Consider the following 20,012-nt stretch of genomic DNA (forward strand, 5'->3'; position numbering starts at 1 on the left):
ACGTTCCTAGTTGAAGACGTACCAGCTGAGAGTGATGGCCGCGGTCTTGCCCGCGCCGTCCTTGACGGTGATCCGGCTGGTGTGGATGCCCCAGGCCGTGGGGGGGCCCGAGATCGTGCCCGTGGTGGCGTTGATGGCCAGGCCCGCGGGCAAGCCGGTGGCGGTGAAGGTGCGGGCTCCGGTTCCGCCGCCTGCGGTCAGGGGCAGGGAGTAGGGGCGCCCGGTGTAGACGGTCTGGTTGCCGGGATGCGTCAGGGTGAGGGTGCCGCCGCCGGGCGCGCTGATGGTCCAGGCGAACGTGGTGCTGCCGGTCTTCCCGGCGGCATCGGTGGCCGTGAGGGTCACTGTGCTGGTGCCTGCCGTGGTGGGTGTCCCGGTGACGGTTCCGGTACCCGCGTCGATCCGCAGGCCCGAGGGCAGCCCCGAGGCGCTCCACTTATAGGGAGCCGTGCCGCCCTGAACGGTGTTGTTCAGGGCGGCGCTCTGCCCCACCGTGCCGCTCTGGTCGCTCACGGCGCCGACGGTGACCTCACCGGGCTGTGGGTTGCCGGTGGCCAGGGTCAGGTTCCACTTCTGCAGGGCTTCGTTGACCGGCTGGAAGATGGTGTTGGTCGCGCCGGAGCTTCCGCAGGTGGCGCTGCCGCCACCCGAGTGGAGCCCTACGGCCCTGCCACCGGCGGCGGTGACGTAGGAGCCCCCGGAGTCTCCGCCGGAGGAGCAGGCGTCCGTCCAGGAGAGGCCGTCGATGACGACGTTGCCGTAGTCGACGCTCTGGTTGACCTTGGTGATCTCCCCGCAACGCCAGCCGCTTGTCTGGCCGGAGCGGCAGACGCTCTGTCCGACGACGCCCTCGGCGGAGCCGGTGACAGTGACGTCGCCCTGCCCGTAGCCGGACACCTTCGGTGACAGGTCCCATCCGGCCTGGTCGACGGCCACGAGGCCGAAGTCGCCTTCGCGTGCGTTGATGCTGTGACTTCCGCCTTGGTTGGAGGTGCCCAGACGGCTGCCGTCCTTGCCGTAAGCGGGTTGGTTGGCGTCGTTGGTGCAGTGTCCGGCGGTGAGGAAGCCCTTCGTGCCACCGGATGCGGTCACCGAGAAGCCGACGGAACAGGGACTCTCGCTGCCGGGTATCCACTTCTCGCCGCCGACGACGCTGCCCTGCTGCTGACGCGGCGCGTCAGCGACCGTGGAGTGACTGACGATGCCTCCCAGGCTGCGCAGCCGCTCGACGAGACGCCCGGTTTCCTTGGTGTGCCGGTCGGCGGCGGTGACGACGGCGATACGGCCGGAACGCTGGTCAACGCCCCAGGAGACGACTCCGGGGACGTCGCGGACCTGTCCGCGGACCACGGCGAGGGCCTCGGTCAACTGGCGTGGGGTGTAGGCGGTGCGGTGGGCGATGGCGCCGAGCCGTTCGGCGCTCGACACGTCGGCCGAACTGTTGACGTTGGCGTGCAACCGTCCCGACGTCCCGTCGAACCACAGGCCGACGATCCGGTCGCCGAGGGTGGCGCCGAGTCGGGTGGCCACGTCGCTGGCCGCTCTCTCGTCGGCGATACGGGTACGGGCCTGCTCCGCCGTCAGGTTCAAGTCGCGCTGCAGGGCGGACAGGAGACCAGGAGCCGGGGGCTGGGGAGCGGAATCGCCCTGTGCGACGGCGAGTTGCGGAAGCGCGGCGAGGGTGAGGCACGCGAGGGTGCCGGCGAGGGCAGCGCGTAGCGTGACGCTGCGAGGGATGCTACGAGGGGTGCTGGGCATGGGCACGATGGGGGCCTTTCTGCTGTGGCTGTCGCGGCGCAAGGCTGTTGTGTCTGTCGCGGCGTGACGAGGACCGATAGCCGTGCAGCCTCGTGGCTCCAGCCACCTGCGACCATCAGAGAAGTCCCTGGCGTCACGTCCTGGGCCAGGACAGGAGAGCGCCGGTTCCGACAAGGGCCTCAGGGTTTTCCCTTGCACGCGAGATCCGTGCTGGATGGGCTGCGTCCCAGAACCTAGGCTCACGGGCGTGACCGAGGTGTGGGAGGGGCCCGACGCGAACGACGTGTGGTGGCCGGAGCAGGGCCGGGTGGTGCGGGAGGCGGAGGCTGACCTGCGTGTCCTGGGCCGCGTCGTGGTGAGTGGGCCCTGGGGCACGGGAAAGTCGTACGTGCTGCGCGAGTTGGCCCGGCGCGCCGACGCCGCGGAGGCCACCCGATGCCTGCCGCTGGCGGGGAGCAGGCAGCTGGAGGAAGAACCGTACGGACTGCTCGCGCAGTTGGCCGGGATGTTGCCGGCGTCGCTGGAGGCAGGGTTGCCCGTCGGCCTGCGCCCGGAGCTCTGCGAGGCCAAACCGCCGACGGTCGCCTCCACGGCAAGGGCTGTCCGGCAGTTGTGCCTCGACGACGGTGCCGAAGGCTGGACGGTCCTGATCGACGACGCACATCTGGCCGACCAACTGAGCCTGGAGGTACTGGACTTCTGCTGCCGCACTCTTCCCGCCTCCCGCCTGCGGGTGGCTTTCTCCCTTCCGTCCGCCCGCTGCGTCTCGGGTGAGCAGAGTGCCGTGCTCGGTGGGGGCCACATCCCCTGGGCCGAGCTCCGGATGCTGACCGAGGCCGAGGTCGCCGCGGCCTTGGTGGCGCAGGGCATCTCCGCCGGGCACGCCGCCTCCGTGCACCGTGACAGCGGCGGCCATCCGCTGCTGGCCCGTGCTGCTGCGAGCGCACTGAGCACGGACCGCGGGCCCACAACCGAGCCGGCCCGCCTGGCGCAGGCATGGTGGCAGTCGGTCCCCTCGTCGTGGCGGGGCACCCTCACCGCGCTGGCGCTGACCCGGTCGGCCGATGCCGCACTGTTCTGTGCCTGCGGGTACGCCGACGCCGAGCGCGACGTGGACCGGGCGGGCAGAGCGGGCCTGATCACCCGCAGCCCCTCGGGGACAGTCTCCTTCGCCTCCGAACTACTGCGACAGCACGCCGAGTTCGCGATCGGACCCACCGAACGGGCAGCCCTCCATCACGCTCTGGCCGCCGCCACCGCGGACCCCCTCGCCGCAGCCCGGCATCGCCTGTTGGCCACGGCCGGCCCCGATGAACGAGCCGCCCAGGACGGTGTGGCCGCGGCCCGCACAGCCCGGACCTGCGCCGAGCCGGGCCTTGCCGCCGAACTCATGCAACTGGCGGCGTGCCGTACCGCCGCCAGTGACCGGCCTCTCCTTCTGGAACGGTGGCTCCAGGCCTGCCGGGACGCGGCGGACGCCGGAGACGCCGACCTCGCCTCGCGTGCCGTCGCCGCACTGACCCTGCTGCGCGCCCCCGACGCCGAGGCGGAAGCACTGCTGGCGCTCCTTGAGGCGCACGGCCAAGGACTGGAGAACCAGAGCGCGACCTTGGCCCGTCTGACGGCCCTGACCCGTTCTCACCCCTCGCTGCGCGCCCGGCTCGGGCTCTGCACGGCCATCCGGCACAACATCGCGGGCCGCCCCCAGGAGTCCCTGGCCGCGGCCGAGCAGGCGGTGCTGGACGCCCGGTCCTCCGCACGGCCGGACATCGAGGCAGCCGCCCTGACCATGCAGGCCCGCATCGAACGCCTCATCCACCGCGGGGACGCCAAGGCCACCCTCGCCCGAGCGCTCGCGATCAGCCCTGACCCGCCGTCGGGACAACTCCGCTACAGCCCGCATTACTTGCGGCTTCGTCACGCGCTCTACGACGACGACCACCCGACAGCGCAGAGCGGCCTGCATCATCTGCTCGGGCATGCCGAGGCGACGGGAAGCGCGGAGGACCTCCAGGAGATCTGGCGCAGTCTCGCCGAGAGCGACCTGCGTCGGGGCAACGTCGCCGCCGCCGAAGGGTGGAGCCGACGCGCCCTGCACCTCGCCCGTACGCTGCACCTCTCCCCCGGGCCCGCCTGCGCCACGCATGCCCTCGTACAGGTCGAGAGGGAGGGGCCCGGCCACGCCGCCACCACGGCCCGATGGGGTCTGCAGCAGTCCAAGGAGGAAGAGGACAGCATCTTCACGGCGCGCAACCTGCACGCCTTGGCCCAGGCGCTGCTGTGCCTCCACCAATTCGAGGCGGCGGCGGCCGCTTTGAGTGAGGTGGCCCGCCTCGAACAGCAGCAACGTACTGCCGATCTGGCAGCCTTCAAATGGCACCATCTGTACGCGGACGCACTCACCCTGTCCGGCCAACCGGACCAGGCCGAGCACTTCCTCACCCGGCTCACGGAGGAGCACCCGCAGCCGGCCCCGGTTGTCATCGCGGCCCTGCTCCGCAGCCGGGCTCGGATCGACCTCCACCACCACCGGACCGACGAGGCAGCCGACCGTCTGGCCGAAGCAGCCCTCGCCTTCGACGCGTCGCACCTGCCCCTTGAGCACGCACACACCTTGGTTCTGCTGGGGCAAGCAGAGCAAAAACGACGCCGGGCCGCAGCCGCACGACGCCACCGGGAACACGCCCACGACCTCTACACACAGGCCCAGGCGACCTACCGCGCCGAGCGCACCCACCTCCTCCTCCACCGACTCGACCGCACCACGCCGACCGATCCGGGCCAAGAACTGACGCAGGTCGAGGCGGACATAGCCCGACAGGTCGCCTCCGGGGCATCCAACCGGGAAGTGGCCAACACACTCTTCATCTCCATCAAGACGGTCGAGGCCCACCTGAGCCGCATCTACCGCAAACTCGCCCTGACATCCCGCACCCAACTGGCCTTGCGGATGCGGACGTAGAAACTGGATTGTCAGTGCGCGGGCTTAGCATCCGCCCGTGAACTTCGAAACCCACCTGCCCCACGGCATTGCGCTGCCGCCAGGCCGCATGATCACTTCGGATGAGGGCGCCGGCAAGGTCCAGCCACTGTGGTTGAGCGACACGTCGCCCACGCAGGACCTGTGGTCCCGGCTGCGTGCCGTGCACGCCGACTCCGGGCTATGGCCACTTCTGCTCGATTCCGCTGGCCCGCAGGACGACGACTTTCGCCCTTGGGGCTGCGGTGAACTGTGGCCGGAGCTCATGTCAGCTCCGGCGGATCACAACCCGGAGGCGCTCCTCGGCGGCTGGTGGTGCGACTACACCGCCACGGACGAGGAGGACGACCAGCTCACCGCGGAGAAACGGCTGGCCATCACGGCCCCCTTCGGCCGGACGTGGCCCGGCATCGCTCCCGCCCCGCCGCCGCACACCCAGGCCGACGCAGACGAGACGGCGGATCTATACGCACGAATCTTCCTGACCCAGAAGCCGCACGCACGCCTCGGGCTTGTCGCCGCGTCCCGGGGCGCGGACGCGCTCGCCGCGGCCGGCTGGATGGGCCCGGCCAACTATGACAACGACACGGCCAAGTTCGGGGCCATCATCCGCGACTGGGAGCAACGCTTCGGCGTCCGCGTCGTCGGCGTCGGTCTCAGCACCCTTCACCTCAGCGTCGCCTCTCCCCCCATCAGGCCTGAGCATGCCCTGGCTGTTGCAGCCGAGCACTTCGCGCTCTGCCCCGACAACATTTGGCAGGGCCGGCACCGAGACCTGGAGTCCTACGCCGAGGACCTGATCGGCCTCAACTGCTGGACGTTCTGGTGGGACTGATTCCTCCTGGCTCACGTGGGGGACGCCGACAGGTCGGGGCCCGGAAGGTCACCCTCGCGCCTCGCCGCTCAGACGCGTGGCCCGAGAAACAGGCCGCCGCTTGCGTCGATGACCTGGCCGGTGATCCAGCGGGCGGCGTCGGAGGCGAGGAAGGCGACCGCGTCGGCGACGTCGCCGGGGCCGCCCAGTCGGTCGAGCGCTGTCATGTCGGTGATCTGTTCGGTGAGGCCCGGCAGGTCGAAGACGTCTCCGTTGGTCGGCGTCCTGGTCGCTCCCGGGGCGACCGCGTTCACCGTGATCCCGCGGGCCCCGAGTTGGTTGGCCAGGGTCTTGCTCATGGTCTCGACCGCGCCCTTCGTCATCGCGAAGGAGGTCTGCGTGGGGTTGGCCATGCGGGTGGCCACCGATGAGATCGTGAGGATGCGGCCGCCATCGCGCAGCAGCGGCAGGGCACGCTCGATGATGAAGTACGGGGCTCGCACGTTCACCGCGAAGAGGTGATCGAACTGCGCCCGGGTCGTCACACCGAGCGGACCGGCCGGCCCGGCCGCGGCATTGTTGACGAGAATGTCGAGCGGCCGACCGGCCAACGCAGCCTCCACACCGGCGAAAAGCGTTTCGATGTCGCCGTCCACACCCAGCTCGGCCCGGACGGCTAGGGCGCTCCCACCGGCCCTTTCTATCGCCTCGACCGTCGCCGCCGCCCCGCTCTCGTCCGTGCCGAAGTGCACGATGACCATGACTCCTTCGGCCGCCAGCCGGGCCGCGATCGCCTGCCCGATGCCGCGCGACGCGCCCGTCACGAGCGCCGTCCTCTCGGCAAGATCGCTCATGCCACCCATGCCACCCACCCCATTTCACGTTAGTCACTAACATTGAGGTAGTGTCTATCACATGAGTGAGCGAGAACCGACTCTGCGGGAGCGACAGCGATCCGAGACGCGGCGCACGATTCAGACACACGCCGTACAGCTGTTCACCGACCGCGGCTACGACGCGGTGACGGTGGCCGATGTCGCCGCGGCCGCCGGCGTCTCGGCCATGACCGTCTACCGGCACTTCCCCACCAAGGAAGACCTTGTCCTCATCGAGCAGCCGGCCCAGCTCATCGCCGAGCGGGTCGCCGCGTCGCAGGCAGCGCACCCCCTGGTGCGTCGCGTCGGCGGCGCACTGATCGACGCCGCCACGGCACTGACCTCCGACGACGGCGACCAACTGGCGGCGAACGAACGGTTCTTGCTGGACTGCCTGCGGCTCATGGTCTCGACGCCCGCGCTGCGGGCCAGGCACCTGGACAGCCAGTACGCGCTGCAGCAGGCCATCGTCGACGCCCTCGGGGACGACGCGACCGACCCCGACGCAACGTTCGGCGCCCACGCGGCCACCGCCGCCTGCCTGGCCGCGATGCACACAGCACTCACCCGCTGGGCGCAGGACAACGGCCGGACGAAGCTGCCCGACCTGATCGCGCAGGCACTCGCCGCGTCCTTCGGCGACATCGCCGTCGCCGAAGATCACGGCAGGTGAAGCGACAGATGCTTGCAGGCGGCCAGGAAGCGCGATCACTCCACTCTGGACGACCGAAGCCGGGGTTGCGCCGTGCCCACCTGGTGCGGGCTACTGGCAGAGTCTGTGGGTGACGGACGACCATCAAGGCTGTGACCGCCCGGCGGTGAGGGGCTCGGCTTTCCTCCGCCCTCAATCGTTCCAACGCTTGCGCGCGCACGCGGCCGGGCCGGTCACCAGGGTGTTCGGGGGAACATCCTTCGTGACGACGGAACCGGCGCCGACCACGGCACCCTGTCCGATCGTGACGCCGGGGAGCACTGTCACGTCGGCGCCGAGCCATGCGTTGGCTCCGATCGTGATGGGTGCACGGGTGATGAAATCGCTGCGCTCCGGCATCGTGAGGGGGTGGTCGGAGGAGATGAGGTTGGTCTTCGGGCCGATCAGGACGCCGTCGCCCAGGTAGATGCCGCCCTGGTCCAGGAAGGTGCAGCTCTGGTTGACGAAGACGTGCTTCCCGAACTCGATGCGGAGCCCATGATCGGTGTAGAAGGGCGGATAGACGGTGACAGAGTCCGGTACCGGCTTGCCGATGATCTCGGAGAGCAGGGCCGCGCGGGTGACTTTGTCGTCGAAGGGCAGGACGTTGAGCCGAGAGGTAAGTGTGGTCACGTGCTCGATCCGCTCGGCTACCCGCGCGAACTCGGGAGTGCGGACGTAGAGACGGTTCAGGTCAGGCATGGAAGGTCCTCGCGATGGGGCGCCTGAGGGCGCGTAGCCGTTGAACGATGACACCTGCCGGACACGCCAGTTGAGCAACCAGACGTTGACCGGAGGTCGACCCGAATCATCAAAGCGACCGGAGCGCGCAGGAATCAAACAACGATCACCACCGGCATGAACAACGATTGGTTGTCCGACTAGACTGCGGCGCATGGACGTCATGGCCGTGCGCACCTTCGTCGCCGTAGCGGACGCGGGGCAGTTTCAAGAGGCTGCCGTCGACCTGCGGATCACGCCGCAAGCCGTGTCCAAGCGCGTTGCCACTCTGGAGAAGGAGCTCGGTGTCCAGCTCTTCACCCGTGACGCCCGCGGGGCACGGCTCACCATCGACGGGCAGGCGTTCCTGCCGCACGCCCGCTCCTTTCTCGGCTCGGCGGAGCGCGCTGTCGCGTCCGTGCGGCCGGGGCATCGGGCCCTGCGCGTCGACGTGATCGGCCGCCAGCTCTCCCTGACAGGGCTGCTGCGCGGCTTCCATCACGCGCACCCCGAGATCGAGTTGGACGTCGTGACGCTGTTCGACTCCGACGCGGCCATCACCGCGGTGCGGGACGGGACGATCGACGCGACGTTCCGCGCCGTGAGCATGCCGGGCCAGCAACTCCCCCCGGACGTGGAGGCCACTCCCGTCTTCGATGAACCCCTGCACCTGTTCACCGGAGCACGGCATGAATTCACCAACGCCCCCACGCTCAGGCCCGCCCAACTCGCCGGCCGGCACATCTGGATGCCCGGCAATCTGCCCGGCACCGAATGGGACGCCTATTACGCCGAACTCGCCTCCGCCTTCGACATCATCATCGACTCAGTGGGACCGGACTTCGGCATAGAGGCCCTGCTCGACACCATCGCCGGCTCCGCGACGCTGGCGACCTTCGTCAGCGAACAGACCCCCCTGGTGTGGCCCATCGGGCACACCCTGCGCCGCATTCCCCTCAGAGACCCGACCCCGGTCTATCCCCACTCGCTGATTTGGCGCACGCACAATCCGCACCCGTCCCTCGACGCCCTGCGCCGTCATCTCGGCGCCGCGTATCCCGGCCGCTCCAACAGCGATGTCTGGGCGCCAAGTTGGAGCCGTCCCACCCAGCCTTGACGCACCTGATTCACGCTGTTGATGCGGAGCAGCAGGCCCACCGGGATACGGCGACAAAGACAGGTCAGACCGCGAGAGCCCAACCCTCACGAATGCCCTTCATGCTGTCCGGCGGGGTTCGATCCTCGCACTGCTGACAGAGGGCGGCATGCGCGCACGTCTGCTGCTGCGCCGGGCCGGCTTGGGCATTGCGCACGGTCAGCCAGACCGCAATGTAGGCAGGTCCGGTCGTGATCACAGCTACGGCGATCTCCGTCAAGGCCATCGGTCTCACCCCCCAGGCACGCTTTCGTATCCGTATCACCATAGGGGTGGGGGGTGTCGACGGGAAGCCGCTTGCCGAGAACCAGCAATTGGGGCCGGATCAGCACCTGTCCATGGCTCAATTGGAAAGGTCGCCTGGAAAGTGACGCCCCACACGCAGCCGGCTTCGGTCGACCCGCCGTCTCAGGCCCGGGTATAGCCGCCGTCCGCGAAGAGTTCCGCGCCCGTGACGAACGACGAGGCGTCCGAAGCCAGGAAGAGGGCGGCCTCGGCGATCTCCTCGGCGTCGGCCAGCCGACCCAGTGGTACGACGGCCTCGGCGAACTGGTCGACGCCCGGCCCCGCGGCACCCAGCAGGCCAGGGGTACGTGTGGGCCCCGGGCTGAGCACGTTGACCCGGAACCGGCGCTCCCGCGACTGCCGGGACCAGTTGTGCACGAGGTTGCTCACCGCCGCCTTCGAGGCGCTGTAGACCTCGAGTTGCTCATTGGGCCGCACGCTGTTGCTCGAGCCGACGACCAGGATGGAGGCGTTCTCCGCGAGCAGCGGAAGCGCCTTCTGGACGGTGAACAGTGGCCCCTTGACGTTGACGGCGAGCGTCAGGTCGACGTTCGCCTCGGTGTGGGCGCCGAGCGCGGCGTCCGCGACGATTCCCGCGTTGGCCACCAGCACGTCGATGCGTCCGGCCTCCTCGCGGACTCGCGCGTAGAGCGCGTCCAGGTCGGCCAGGACCGAGACGTCGGACCGTACGCCGGTGGCCGCTGGGCCCATCTCCTTGACTGCCGCCTCGATGCGGTCGGCGTCCCGGCCGGTCACGAAGACCCGTGCGCCCTCCCGGATGAAGCGGTGAGCGATGGCCAGCCCGATCCCGCTGGTCCCTCCGGTGATCACGGCCACCTTGTCCTGCAGTACGCCTGGCATGTCGAACCCCTTCAGTTGTGGAATCGATCGTCCAGAACGTAAGCAGTAATGGACGATCGAGTCAAGAATGGATACGCTGACGACATGCCGAGACCACGCGCATTCGACGAACGCCAAGTCCTGGAGCGGGCCCGGGAACAGTTCTGGGCGACCGGCTACGCGGGAACCCGCATGGACGACATCGCCCAGGCGACCGGCCTGGGCAAGGGCAGCCTGTACGGCGCATTCGGCGACAAGGGCAAGTTGTTCCACCGTGTGTTCGGCGACTGGTGCACCGCGGTCGTCGAAGTGGCCGACGGGCGGCTGACGGGTGGACCGGACGCAGAAGCCTTGGCCCGGCTGTCGGCCTACGTACACCTGATGGCGGAGAACACCGCCTCCGACACCGAGCGCCGCGGGTGCCTGATGGCCAAGGGCGTGGCGGAGCTGGCCCAGCACGACCCGACGGTAGCCAAGCGGTCGGCCGAGACCATGACGGCGCTGCTGACTCTGCTGCGGACGGAGATCAGCGCCGCCCAGCGCCACGGAGACATCGATGCCGCCGCGGACCCGGAGCGGTTGGCGGCACTGCTGCTGACGGTGGTCCGCGGTATCGAGGCAGTGGGCAAGGCCGGCCTGGACCCGGAAGCGGTGCGGAACGTCGCAGACACCGCGCTGGCGGTCCTGCCGATGTCCAAGGGGCGCTGACGCCTCGCGACCGGGCGCAGGCAGGCCGCGCGACGGGATGCCGCGCCCGCCAGATGACGAGTGACGACCGAGCCACTCGCCACCGAGGCGTCCGGGCAGCGACGTGAGGGCGTGCGCGCGTTGGTGAGTCGAGGCCTCAGCTCTTGGCCAGCGTCCGGTCCAGGAGATCGAGCAGGCGCTCCCAATGGCGCTTCAACCCAGCGGCGTTGAAGGCGTCGGTGTCGGCCATGGTGAAGCCGTGGACGGTGCCGGGGTAGATCTCGGAGGTGTGGTCGACACCTGCGGTGTCCAAAGCCTGGTTGAGCTCGCCGAGGGCCTCGGGTGTCAGGTCTGTTTCGGCGTGGCCGAGGTGCACCCGTGCGGTGATCTTCGAGAGGAAGGCGTGCAGGCCCCCAGGCCCGTCCGCGACCACAGGGCAATGAAATCCGGCTACGGCGGCCACCTGGCCAGGGCGGGCCGAGGCGGCGGTGCGCAGCGCGAGGAGACCGCCGATGCAGTAGCCGGTCACGGCCACCGGCCCGGCGGCGACCTCGGGTTGCGCGGTCAGGAATTTGAGGTAGGCGTCCGCGTCGCTCGCGACACGCTCGCCGGCGATGTGCTCCTCGATCAAAGGCATCAACTGGGCGAGGATCGCGGGCCGTGCCTCTTCTCCGATGAATGCGGGAAGTTCGACAATCGGCGCCGGGCCGTTCCGGTAGAAGTAGTTGGGGATGAGCACGTAGTACCCGCGCTCGGCCAATTCCCGGGCCATCTCCGCCAGCACGGGCCGCATGCCGAAGGCGTCCGCGTACAGCAGCACCCCCGGGTGCCGCTCGCCGTCATCGGGGAAGGCAGCGAAAGCGTCGGCCTGGCCGTCCGCGGTGGGAATCTGCAACGTCTTGGTGGGCATGACTTCTCCTGTCGTGGTTGATGTGTGGCACCTGAGATCAACACGACGGAGGCGGAGCCCGCGCGGCAGCGCGAGACCCTCGGTCGAACAGCGGGCCCACTCCGGCCCGTTCGGCGCTCAGAAGAGCACCGGGTAACCAGTCTGTGTGTGGCGCAAGGCCGTCCCGGTAGTCATCGCCGCGCAGCTTAACCCACCGGGAAGCTTCTTCACAGGTCAGACTGCCTCCAGCGTTCCCGCCTGTTCCTGCAGTGCCTGTATCAGGGTCATGACCTCGGGATGGCGGCGGCGGACGATCGTGGCTGCGCCGATGTGTCGGGTCGGAATCGGCGGTGTGATGGGGAGGGTGCGTACTCCTGCTGTATGCGGGGTCAGAGCGATGGAGGGGATCAGTGAGATTCCCACGCCTGCGGCGACCAGCGAGCGGGCGAAGAAGTAGTCGGTCGTCGTGCTGCGCACCTCCGGGTCGAAGCCGGCGCGTTCGGCGTACCGGCGCAGGTACGCCTCGGTCTTGAGGCAGCCAAGCACCCAGGGTTCGGCGGCAAGTTCAGCGATGTCGAGTGAGGCGCGGTCGGCCAGCCGATGAGCCTCGGGCAGGACGACATGCAGCGGATCTTCCATGAGTGCCGTCCACTCCAGGCTGGAGCTTGGGCCGAGGCGGCCGGGCAGCGGGCCGTCGAAGTGGTAGGCCAGGGCGACGTCAACGGCGCCCTGGCGGACCAGCGGCAGGCTGTCCTCGGGCTCGGCTTCCCTGACGTGGACCACGGTGTCGGGGTGGGCGGCGGCCAGGTGGGCGAGGGCGCCGGGCAGCAGGAGCCTGCCTCCGCTGGTGAAGGTGGCGACGGTGATCTGGGAGCGACCGCCGCCGAGTTGGTCGACTTGCTGCTTGGCGTGGACGAGTTCCGCCGCGACCGACTCCGCAGCCCCCACCATGATCCGCCCGGCCGGGGTCAGGGTGACTCCGCGGGTGCTGCGCGCGACAACCTGGGCGCCGAGGCTGCGTTCGAGTGCGGCGATGTGCTGGGAGACGGCGGAGGGGGTGAGGAGAAGAGCTGCCGCCGCCTGGTTGAAGCTGCCGTGTTCGGCCACCGCCCGCAGGACTCTGAGCCGCTGCACATCAATCAACAGTATTCCTTAATACGTAGCCAGTAAGCAGGCACTTCTACTGACGACCTTAGGTGTTCAGGATGAGGGGCATGCAAAGAATCTGCGTCATCGGCGGAAGCCGCTACTTCGGCAAGCTCCTGGTGCAACTCCTGCACGCGGCAGGCCACCAGGTCAATGTGATCAACCGCGGATCCACCCCACCACCGCCAGGGGTCGAGCACCTCGTCGCCGACCGCGACGACGAGGCTGCCCTGGTCGCCGCATTGGGCGACCGCAGCTTCGATGTGGTCGTTGACCAGGTCTGCTACACACCGATACAGGCCGCGATCGCCGCCCGCGCCTTCAACGGCCGCACCCGGCGCTACGTCATGACCTCCACGATCGAGGTCTACGATCCGGCCACCGCCGCACTGCCCGACGTCCCGGCCGGGACTCCGGTCCCTGAACAGACGGTGGATCCGACCACTTGGCGGGTGCAGATGGACCTGCCCTGGCACGACACGGCATACCTGGAGGCTCACTACGCCGAGGGCAAGCGTCAGGCGGAGGCTGTCTTCGCGCAGCATCGCGGGTTCGACTTCGCCGCCGTGCGCAGCGCCCACGTACTTGGCGGCGGCCCGCAGGAGTTCACGGGCCGGCTGGCGCACTACATCGAGCACATCACCCAGGGCACGCAGATCACCGTGCACGCCCAGGCCCTGCCCACGGTCTTCATCCATTACCGGGAGCTGGCCGACCTGCTGCTGTGGGCGGCCACGGCCACCGACTTCACGGGCCCGCTCAACGCATGCTCCGACGGCCCACTCGATGTCCGCGCCCTGAGTGCTGTGATCGCCGCACAGACCGGCGCGGAAGCCTCTTACCGCAGCGTCGGGGTGGGTGAGCCGGCCTCACCGTTCTCCTTCGACCGCCACTACGCCATGAGCAACGCCCGCGCACAGGAACTGGGCTTCCGCTTCTCCCACACCGCACATTGGCTCCCCGAAGCCGTCGCCGAAGCCGTCGCCGAGGTCGCCGCCGAAGCCCCCGCTGCCACCACCACAATCTGAGGACAGACACCCATGCGCTACCGCACCATCGGGCATACCTCCGTGAGCGCCGTCGGCCTGGGCGCCATGCCGCTGTCCATCGAGCACCGCCCGGACGAGCAGCGGGCCATCGCCACCATCCACGCGGCCCTGGACGCCGGGGTCACGCTCATCGACACGGCCGACAGCTACCACTGGCACGCCGACGAAGCCGGCCACAACGAGCTCCTCATCGCCCGCGCCCTGTCCCGCTACGGAGGCGACACCTCCCACCTGCTCATCGCCACCAAGGGCGGCCGGGGCCGCCCCGGCGACGGCAGCTGGACCATCACCGCCACCCCCTCCCACCTCAAGCACGCCGCCGAAGCCTCCCTCCGACGCCTGGGCGGGGAAGCCATCGGCCTGTACCAGCTGCACAAGCCCGACCCTGCCGTTCCTTGGGCGGATTCCGTGGGCGCGCTGCGCGAACTGCTCGACGCCGGCACCATCCGATCCGCCGGGATCTCCAACGTCAGCACCGATCAAATCCGCGAGGCGCACGCCATCCTGGGCGAGGGCCTGGTCTCCGTACAGAACCAGTACTCCCCCGCTGTCCGCGACAGCGAGCCCGAGCTGCAACTGAGCACCCAACTGGGTCTGGCCTTCCTGCCGTGGAGCCCGCTGGGCGGCATCTCGCGAAGCTCTCTGGACGGCCCCTCCGGGCCGGCCGGGACCAGCACCGCCTTCCACCGCATCGCAGCCGAGCGCGGTGTCACCCCTCAACAGGTCACACTGGCCTGGCTGTTGACCCGTTCCCCGGCGATGATTCCCGTGCCGGGCGCCAGCCGTCCGGAATCGATCCGGGACTCCGCGGGGGCGGCTGAACTTGAACTGAGCGAGGCAGAACAGAATCAGTTGGAGGACGCTCTCGTGAGGTGAACCGGCGCAAGGACGCCAAGCATCGGTTCGTATGTCGCACGTCTGCCCTTACGAGGTGGTGCCGGTCGTCGGGCGACAGCGCCGTAGGTCAGGGGGCGGGCTGCCGGTCACGAGTTCGTCCGCGATGAGCCGTCCGGCGGTGGGGGCCAAGCTGATGGCGGAATGCATGACGGCGACGTACACGGATCGATCGCGTGTCACGTATCCGATGACGGGCCCGTGCGCAGGCATGGGGCGCATGCCGGTGCGGTGGCCCAGCAGGCGGCACCGGTCGCTTCCGCGAAAGGTTGCCTTGAGGCGCTGGAGCGCATGCCCCGCAGCCTGCTCCGAGACCGCAGCAGTCATGCCTTCACCGTGCTGCGGCAGGACCATCAAGAGCTCGCCATGCCGAACCTCTCGGACCTCGAAGTCAGGTCTGGCCACGATGGTCTTGACCATGCCGGGCGGCGCGGCGACCCGCGCGAGCGTGGCCGGGGAGGCCGCGATGGGCAAGTCGACAGACAGCGGCTTGCAGAGCTCGGGGACATGGATCCCCGCCGTGAGGACGACGGTCTCGGCGGCGTGGAATCCCGTCGACGACAGCACTCCCTCGACGCGGCCGTTGGTCACCTGCAGGGAGGTAACGGCCGTGTGGGGGAGCATAGTTGCCCCGTGGGCGATGGCGGCTGCCACGAGGGCGCGGGCCAATGCTGCTGGGTCGACGCCTGCATCGCTCGGGGTGTGGATGGCCTGGTCGGGTGGGTGTCGGAGGTTGGGCTCCAGCACCGCGATGTCGCTCCGCCCTATGCGGACCTGGCCTGGCTCCAGCCGCTGAGTCTCATCGGGAGTGTCGCCCCAGGACAGCGACCCGGTCCGGCGAACAGCGACATGAGGCAGGTGGGGCAGGTCGGGCAGTGGGGGGAGCTCCTCCTCCAGGCGTTGGTAGTCCGCCAGGACGTACTCGCGGAGGTCCTGGGCACCGCCGGGCCAATGGCCCCCCGCGCCTCTGATCCAGGCAAAGGAGTTTCCGGTGACCCCGGCGGCCGGGGCGGGTCCTTGCTCGAGCAGGGTGACGGGGACGCCTCGGCGTGCAAGGTGGTAGGCCACTGAGGAGCCGACGATTCCCGCACCGACAACAGCTACGGCTGACATGAGGTCCTGTCCTTACCGGTGGGTCCACGACCGTTCAGAGCGAGGAACTGCAACCGCCTGTGAACTGCATCCGTAGAGACACATTCGGTTCGGTGCCCGGCCTGTGCAACGGGTTTTGATACGAGACGCTTGCGCGCCCGACGTCGGCTCGTGCGGCCGAGCGGGAGCATCGCGCCGACGCGATGGCAGAGCTACACCATCGGCATGGGTTCGCTGCCGGTGCGGCGCCATGGCTTCTCGTACCTACCCTCACATACCTGGCAGTACGCTCGGAGATGTGCGGCACCGGGACCCATCCGGTCGCTCGGTTGCGCGGCGTACAGGGCGTTCTGAAATTGCGCTACGAGCTGCGGGGCAGTGCAGGTGCAGGCGGGGACGTGAAAAGCCGGTGGGAGTCGGGCTTTCTCGGCTCCGACATATCGCGGTGCCGTCCACACCGAGGCGAGGGCACGCTGCGGGGGCCGCAAGGGAATGCGCGGGGCGTGCGCGACGATGCGACGCGTGAACACCCAGTCGAGGAAGTCGGGCAGAGAGGCGGAGACCGCCGACCAGCCTTCATCGGCGAACTTCGCCAGGCCCTCGGCAACGGTCAGGTCCCCGTCGCCATCCACCCTCTCCAGGCGTATCGATGGCACGGTGCCCAGCCAGGGAGGCCGGCGCCGGTCGCTGAACCAGATCGAGGAGACACCGTCGGCGGCCATGCGCTCGGTCCGGGTGGCTATCTCGCCGCCGGTGATCGGGGACAGCTGGGCTTCGAGCGCGATCTTCCAGCCGCCCGAGGGGTCACTGGCCAGTACGTCGGCCCGCCAGGCTCCTCCGGGGCCGGGGAACTCGAGCTCGGCATGCGCACCCGCCTCGCGGGCAGCCGTGGCGAGTTCGAGCTTGAGCAAGTGATGGGCGACGGACTCCAGTCCCAGCGCACAGGTGGGGGCGCCCGGAGCATGCGCGAAGAAGCGCAGGCCGCTGCGGGAGGTCTTCGCGTACATCGGGTGCCGGCACTCGTCGCAGGTGATCGGTGCGGGCGGCCGGACCTTCCACACTGCCTCCCAGCTCTGCCCACATCCGAGATCGGGCAGATGAGCGAACACGGTCCCCCACTGCGCGTGCACCGCCCTGAACGCCACACCGGCCCCCTACTGATCGACTGGTGACCAGTGTGGCGCGCCGCACTGACATCGCGTCAGGCTGCGACCGGCAGAGAGCCGCCGATCAACTGTCTGCGCCCTCGGGCTGACCCCGTCCTCAGCTGCCCGGGCGCTCCGCGTGCTGACTCTCGCGAACCCGGGATTCTGCTTCAGCACGGGTAGGGCCCCAGGCGACGGCACCGGTCCTCTGGTCGAGGGCCATCACGCCGCCAGTTTCGCTCTCGATGTCGTCGGCAAGGTAGATGATCTGCGCGTTCACAAGCTGTCCTGACCTGTTCGGAGCCGTCCCCGTAAGCGGGGGGCGGCGATGGAAGGAGTTCTGCGCTGCCAACGCAAGGACCGCCCAGCGGGTCACGAAAGAGCGAGCAGACGGGCCTCCTCGATATTCGGGTGCGGTTCCCTGCGGGCGTCACTTGGCGCGGGCCGGTCACCAGAGGCGGTTGTGGAGAGGCCCCACGGGCATACGGGTCGGCAGGAGGTGCATGGTGACGAGACGATCCGAAGCTCCGGCCTGGGCCCGGCCGGGAGCACGCTGGGTGCCCTGGTTCTACTGGCCGATGCTCTGCCTGAGCGTCGCCGTCCTGGTGTGGCGAGTCGTGGACGGCGACGCGGCGGGAGAAATCGCCGTCGCCGCCCTCATATGCGTGGCGTTCGCCTGCCTCCTGATCGCCAACCGAAGGCATCGACGACAGCAACACACCAAACCCTGAAACGGCCGGACGGCCCGGCCCGGCATCAACCCGCCTAGACGGTGAGGACCTTGCCATTCAGGCAGGTTCCCCGAACCACGTACTGCTTCGGGCAGGGCAACGCCAAGGACCGCAGGACCCGCATCTTCGCCACGATCGAAAGGGACTCCGTCGACTACGACTGGGCCCTATCCATGACTGATGCGCGACAAGATCGCCTACAACCAGTGGTACGTCGAGGCGTTCACGAACAACGACGAGTACAAGACCGCTTCATCCTGTGTTGCCCGCAGGGCCCAGGGAGCTCCCCACCACACTGCGGTGGGGAGCTTTCCCGTTCCGGCCTCTTCATCGTGAAAAAGGTCGGCGCCGCGAGGGCGGACACACTCGCTGCGAGTGCCAAGGTGCCCGGCAGAGACCAGGTCACGAGGGGGCCTGCGACCACCGCGCCCAGCGCGAATCCGGTGATCTTCAGGCTGGCGCCGGTGGTGAAGATCTGGCCGCGCAGGTGTTCCGGGGATTCCCGGTGGCGGATGGCGAACAAGGCGGTCAGTTGCGGGCCTTCGCCCATCCCCGTCATGAGTACGGCCGCGATGAGCACCACGGGTGAGCCCGATGCCCCCAATGGCCCCGTGGCCGCCAGGATCAACCCGGCAGCCTGGAGCAGGGCGCCGGCCCACATGATGGTGTCGGGGGCGACCGTACGCGGAAACCGTACGAGTGCGGCATTGGCCACCAAGGCGGAGACAGCCGCACAGGAAAGCAGCATCGCGCCGCGGCCTGCTCCGCCCAGGACGTGCTCCCCCAGGAGCGGGATGCACGCCGTGAGCATCCCCGTGGCGACGCAGGAGAGGATGGAGCTGACGGTCGCTCGGGCCAAGGCCGGCCTGCTGGCGATGGTCCGCATTCCGGCGGCAAGGTCGGTGATCACCGACCTTGCCTGCCCGCCCCGCGCCCTAACCGGACGGGCCGAACAGGACGAACGGGCTGGGCGAGCAGGACGGGTGGGACGACCAGGCAGCACCCACGCAGCCGGCAGCGCCAGGCCGATCAAGACCACGGAGGCCACGACGGCCGACGAGGCTCCCCACGCTTCCGCGACGCCGCCGGCGAGAGCGGGACCGGCCAGGCTCGCCACGTTGAAGGTCATGGCATCGAGTGCGTTCGCCCGGGGCAGGTCGTCGCCGAGCGCCACGCGCGGCAGTTGGGCCGTCCATCCGCCCGACAGTGCCGGACCCAGCAGTCCTGTCACCATGGCGATCAGAAGGGTGACGGTGAACGGTACCCGGCCGAGCCCCGCAAGCAGCACGGCCAGCCCCACCCCGTACAGGAGCAGGGCCCCGGCCAGCAGGCGCCCCGGCCGTTCCGCTCTGTCCAGGAGGGCCCCGAGCACCGGCCCGCCCACCGCTGCGGAGATCGTGATGCCCGCGAGCAGCGACGACGCCTCGGCGGCCGATCCGGCCACGGCGTAGCCCGCCAGCATCAACGCCGGACCTGACATCTCGTCCCCCGAACGAGCCACCACCGCTCCGGCGAGATAGAGGTGGAGTGCGTAACGCTTTCTCATCGGCGAGACGTTACGGAGGTAACTCAAAGCTCGGCAAGATGCGTTACATTCCCTCCGTGTCCCCTCGTAGCGACGACTGGTCCACCCGGCACTCCGTGCTGACCACGGCACGGCGAACCGCCGCTCTGCTCAACGCCCTTGTCGACGATCACCCCGACCCGGCCGAGGTCGCCGATGTGCTGCGCGCATACGGTGAGTCCGACCCCGTCGACCTCACTCCCCGCGAGGTGGCAGGGATGCAGGCAGCCGCCGCTCTCCTGCGGCAGGTCTTCGCCGCCGAGCACGTCGACGGCGCCGCAGCCACCCTCAACCGTCTCCTGCGGGAGCACACCGGAGCGCTCCGCCTGACCGCGCACGGAGGCAGCACCCCCTGGCATCCGCACCTCGACCGCGATGACGACGCGCCCTGGGACCAGTGGCTTCTCGCCTCCTCCTGCATGGCCCTGGCCGTCCTCGTCTGGGACCGCCAACGCCCGCCCGGCGGAATCTGCGCCTCTCCCAGCTGTCGGAACGTCTTCATCACCCAGGGCAGCGGCCCGGAACGCCGCTACTGCTCCCGCCGCTGCGCGACCCGCGAACGCGTCGCAGCCCACCGACGAGCCGCCGCGGGGCCGCGTGCGCCGCGCGAACGCTGAGTTCCCGGTCTCCCCCCCCATCGCGGGTGGCGGTGCAACGGCCGTGGTTGACTCGGCAGTTGATCGATGATGTTGGTTC

20 protein-coding genes are annotated in these 20,012 nt (G+C 69.3%); 9 read left to right on the forward strand and 11 right to left on the reverse strand.

What is annotated here, in order from left to right:
- Positions 1-6 precede the first annotated feature (6 nt).
- The gene (locus AB0I66_RS01215; protein ID WP_363205577.1) at positions 7-1,758 is read right to left on the reverse strand and encodes a putative Ig domain-containing protein; all 1,752 of its coding nucleotides are present in this window, start codon (positions 1,756-1,758) and stop codon (positions 7-9) included.
- 247 nt (positions 1,759-2,005) lie between these two features.
- Between AB0I66_RS01215 and AB0I66_RS01220 the strand changes: the two genes are divergently transcribed.
- Both AB0I66_RS01220 and AB0I66_RS01225 read left to right on the forward strand, forming a co-directional pair.
- Positions 2,006-4,720, forward strand: coding sequence for a LuxR family transcriptional regulator (locus AB0I66_RS01220; protein ID WP_363205578.1), 2,715 nt, complete (start codon positions 2,006-2,008; stop codon positions 4,718-4,720).
- 37 nt (positions 4,721-4,757) lie between these two features.
- Positions 4,758-5,573 carry a DUF4253 domain-containing protein gene (locus tag AB0I66_RS01225; RefSeq protein WP_363205579.1) on the forward strand — a complete coding sequence of 272 codons (816 nt, stop codon included), beginning with the start codon at positions 4,758-4,760 and terminating at the stop codon, positions 5,571-5,573.
- 68 nt (positions 5,574-5,641) lie between these two features.
- On the opposite strand, the gene AB0I66_RS01230 is transcribed toward AB0I66_RS01225, so the two are convergent.
- The gene (locus AB0I66_RS01230) at positions 5,642-6,406 is read right to left on the reverse strand and encodes an SDR family oxidoreductase (RefSeq protein WP_363205580.1); all 765 of its coding nucleotides are present in this window, start codon (positions 6,404-6,406) and stop codon (positions 5,642-5,644) included.
- A gap of 61 nt (positions 6,407-6,467) precedes the next feature.
- On the opposite strand from AB0I66_RS01230, the gene AB0I66_RS01235 reads away from it, so the two are divergent.
- A complete protein-coding gene (locus AB0I66_RS01235) occupies positions 6,468-7,100 on the forward strand; it encodes a TetR family transcriptional regulator (protein ID WP_363205581.1) in 633 nt (210 codons plus the stop codon).
- 171 nt (positions 7,101-7,271) lie between these two features.
- On the opposite strand, the gene AB0I66_RS01240 is transcribed toward AB0I66_RS01235, so the two are convergent.
- Positions 7,272-7,820, reverse strand: coding sequence for a sugar O-acetyltransferase (locus AB0I66_RS01240; protein WP_363205582.1), 549 nt, complete (start codon positions 7,818-7,820; stop codon positions 7,272-7,274).
- Positions 7,821-8,013: 193 nt separating this feature from the next.
- On the opposite strand from AB0I66_RS01240, the gene AB0I66_RS01245 reads away from it, so the two are divergent.
- Complete coding sequence (locus AB0I66_RS01245; RefSeq protein WP_363205583.1) at positions 8,014-8,955, forward strand: LysR family transcriptional regulator; 942 nt, start codon at positions 8,014-8,016, stop codon at positions 8,953-8,955.
- A gap of 64 nt (positions 8,956-9,019) precedes the next feature.
- Here AB0I66_RS01245 and AB0I66_RS01250 read toward each other — a convergent pair whose 3' ends face one another.
- Positions 9,020-9,220, reverse strand: a complete 201-nt coding sequence (locus tag AB0I66_RS01250) for a hypothetical protein (RefSeq protein ID WP_363205584.1) — start codon at positions 9,218-9,220, stop codon at positions 9,020-9,022.
- 182 nt (positions 9,221-9,402) lie between these two features.
- Positions 9,403-10,140 carry an SDR family oxidoreductase gene (locus AB0I66_RS01255; protein ID WP_363205585.1) on the reverse strand — a complete coding sequence of 246 codons (738 nt, stop codon included), beginning with the start codon at positions 10,138-10,140 and terminating at the stop codon, positions 9,403-9,405.
- A gap of 84 nt (positions 10,141-10,224) precedes the next feature.
- Here AB0I66_RS01255 and AB0I66_RS01260 point away from each other — a divergent pair, with 84 nt between their 5' ends.
- On the forward strand, positions 10,225-10,827 hold the full coding sequence (locus tag AB0I66_RS01260; protein ID WP_363205586.1) for a TetR/AcrR family transcriptional regulator: 603 nt from the start codon (positions 10,225-10,227) through the stop codon (positions 10,825-10,827).
- A 136-nt stretch (positions 10,828-10,963) separates the two neighbouring features.
- Here the strand turns inward: AB0I66_RS01260 and AB0I66_RS01265 are convergent, their stop codons facing one another.
- Both AB0I66_RS01265 and AB0I66_RS01270 read right to left on the reverse strand, forming a co-directional pair.
- On the reverse strand, positions 10,964-11,716 hold the full coding sequence (locus tag AB0I66_RS01265) for a dienelactone hydrolase family protein (protein ID WP_363205587.1): 753 nt from the start codon (positions 11,714-11,716) through the stop codon (positions 10,964-10,966).
- A 213-nt stretch (positions 11,717-11,929) separates the two neighbouring features.
- Positions 11,930-12,838, reverse strand: coding sequence for a LysR family transcriptional regulator (locus AB0I66_RS01270; RefSeq protein ID WP_363205588.1), 909 nt, complete (start codon positions 12,836-12,838; stop codon positions 11,930-11,932).
- 71 nt (positions 12,839-12,909) lie between these two features.
- Between AB0I66_RS01270 and AB0I66_RS01275 the strand changes: the two genes are divergently transcribed.
- Positions 12,910-13,869 carry an NAD-dependent epimerase/dehydratase family protein gene (locus AB0I66_RS01275; protein ID WP_363205589.1) on the forward strand — a complete coding sequence of 320 codons (960 nt, stop codon included), beginning with the start codon at positions 12,910-12,912 and terminating at the stop codon, positions 13,867-13,869.
- A gap of 12 nt (positions 13,870-13,881) precedes the next feature.
- Positions 13,882-14,766, forward strand: coding sequence for an aldo/keto reductase (locus AB0I66_RS01280; protein ID WP_363205590.1), 885 nt, complete (start codon positions 13,882-13,884; stop codon positions 14,764-14,766).
- Between the two features lie 48 nt (positions 14,767-14,814).
- On the opposite strand, the gene AB0I66_RS01285 is transcribed toward AB0I66_RS01280, so the two are convergent.
- From AB0I66_RS01285 to AB0I66_RS01295, 3 genes are all read right to left on the reverse strand, one after another.
- Positions 14,815-15,897: an FAD-binding oxidoreductase gene (locus tag AB0I66_RS01285; RefSeq protein WP_363205591.1), complete on the reverse strand. Its 1,083-nt coding sequence runs from the start codon at positions 15,895-15,897 to the stop codon at positions 14,815-14,817.
- Positions 15,898-16,088: 191 nt separating this feature from the next.
- A complete protein-coding gene (locus tag AB0I66_RS01290; protein ID WP_363205592.1) occupies positions 16,089-17,021 on the reverse strand; it encodes a hypothetical protein in 933 nt (310 codons plus the stop codon).
- A 118-nt stretch (positions 17,022-17,139) separates the two neighbouring features.
- The gene (locus tag AB0I66_RS01295; protein ID WP_363205593.1) at positions 17,140-17,301 is read right to left on the reverse strand and encodes a hypothetical protein; all 162 of its coding nucleotides are present in this window, start codon (positions 17,299-17,301) and stop codon (positions 17,140-17,142) included.
- A 223-nt stretch (positions 17,302-17,524) separates the two neighbouring features.
- Here AB0I66_RS01295 and AB0I66_RS01300 point away from each other — a divergent pair, with 223 nt between their 5' ends.
- A complete protein-coding gene (locus AB0I66_RS01300; RefSeq protein WP_363205594.1) occupies positions 17,525-17,752 on the forward strand; it encodes a hypothetical protein in 228 nt (75 codons plus the stop codon).
- Between the two features lie 223 nt (positions 17,753-17,975).
- Here the strand turns inward: AB0I66_RS01300 and AB0I66_RS01305 are convergent, their stop codons facing one another.
- The gene (locus AB0I66_RS01305; protein ID WP_363205595.1) at positions 17,976-19,298 is read right to left on the reverse strand and encodes an MFS transporter; all 1,323 of its coding nucleotides are present in this window, start codon (positions 19,296-19,298) and stop codon (positions 17,976-17,978) included.
- Positions 19,299-19,336: 38 nt separating this feature from the next.
- Here AB0I66_RS01305 and AB0I66_RS01310 point away from each other — a divergent pair, with 38 nt between their 5' ends.
- Positions 19,337-19,933: a CGNR zinc finger domain-containing protein gene (locus tag AB0I66_RS01310; RefSeq protein WP_363205596.1), complete on the forward strand. Its 597-nt coding sequence runs from the start codon at positions 19,337-19,339 to the stop codon at positions 19,931-19,933.
- The last annotated feature ends 79 nt before the right edge of the window (positions 19,934-20,012 follow it).

It is taken from the genome of Streptomyces sp. NPDC050439 (assembly GCF_040655335.1).
Taxonomy (GTDB): domain Bacteria; phylum Actinomycetota; class Actinomycetes; order Streptomycetales; family Streptomycetaceae; genus Streptomyces.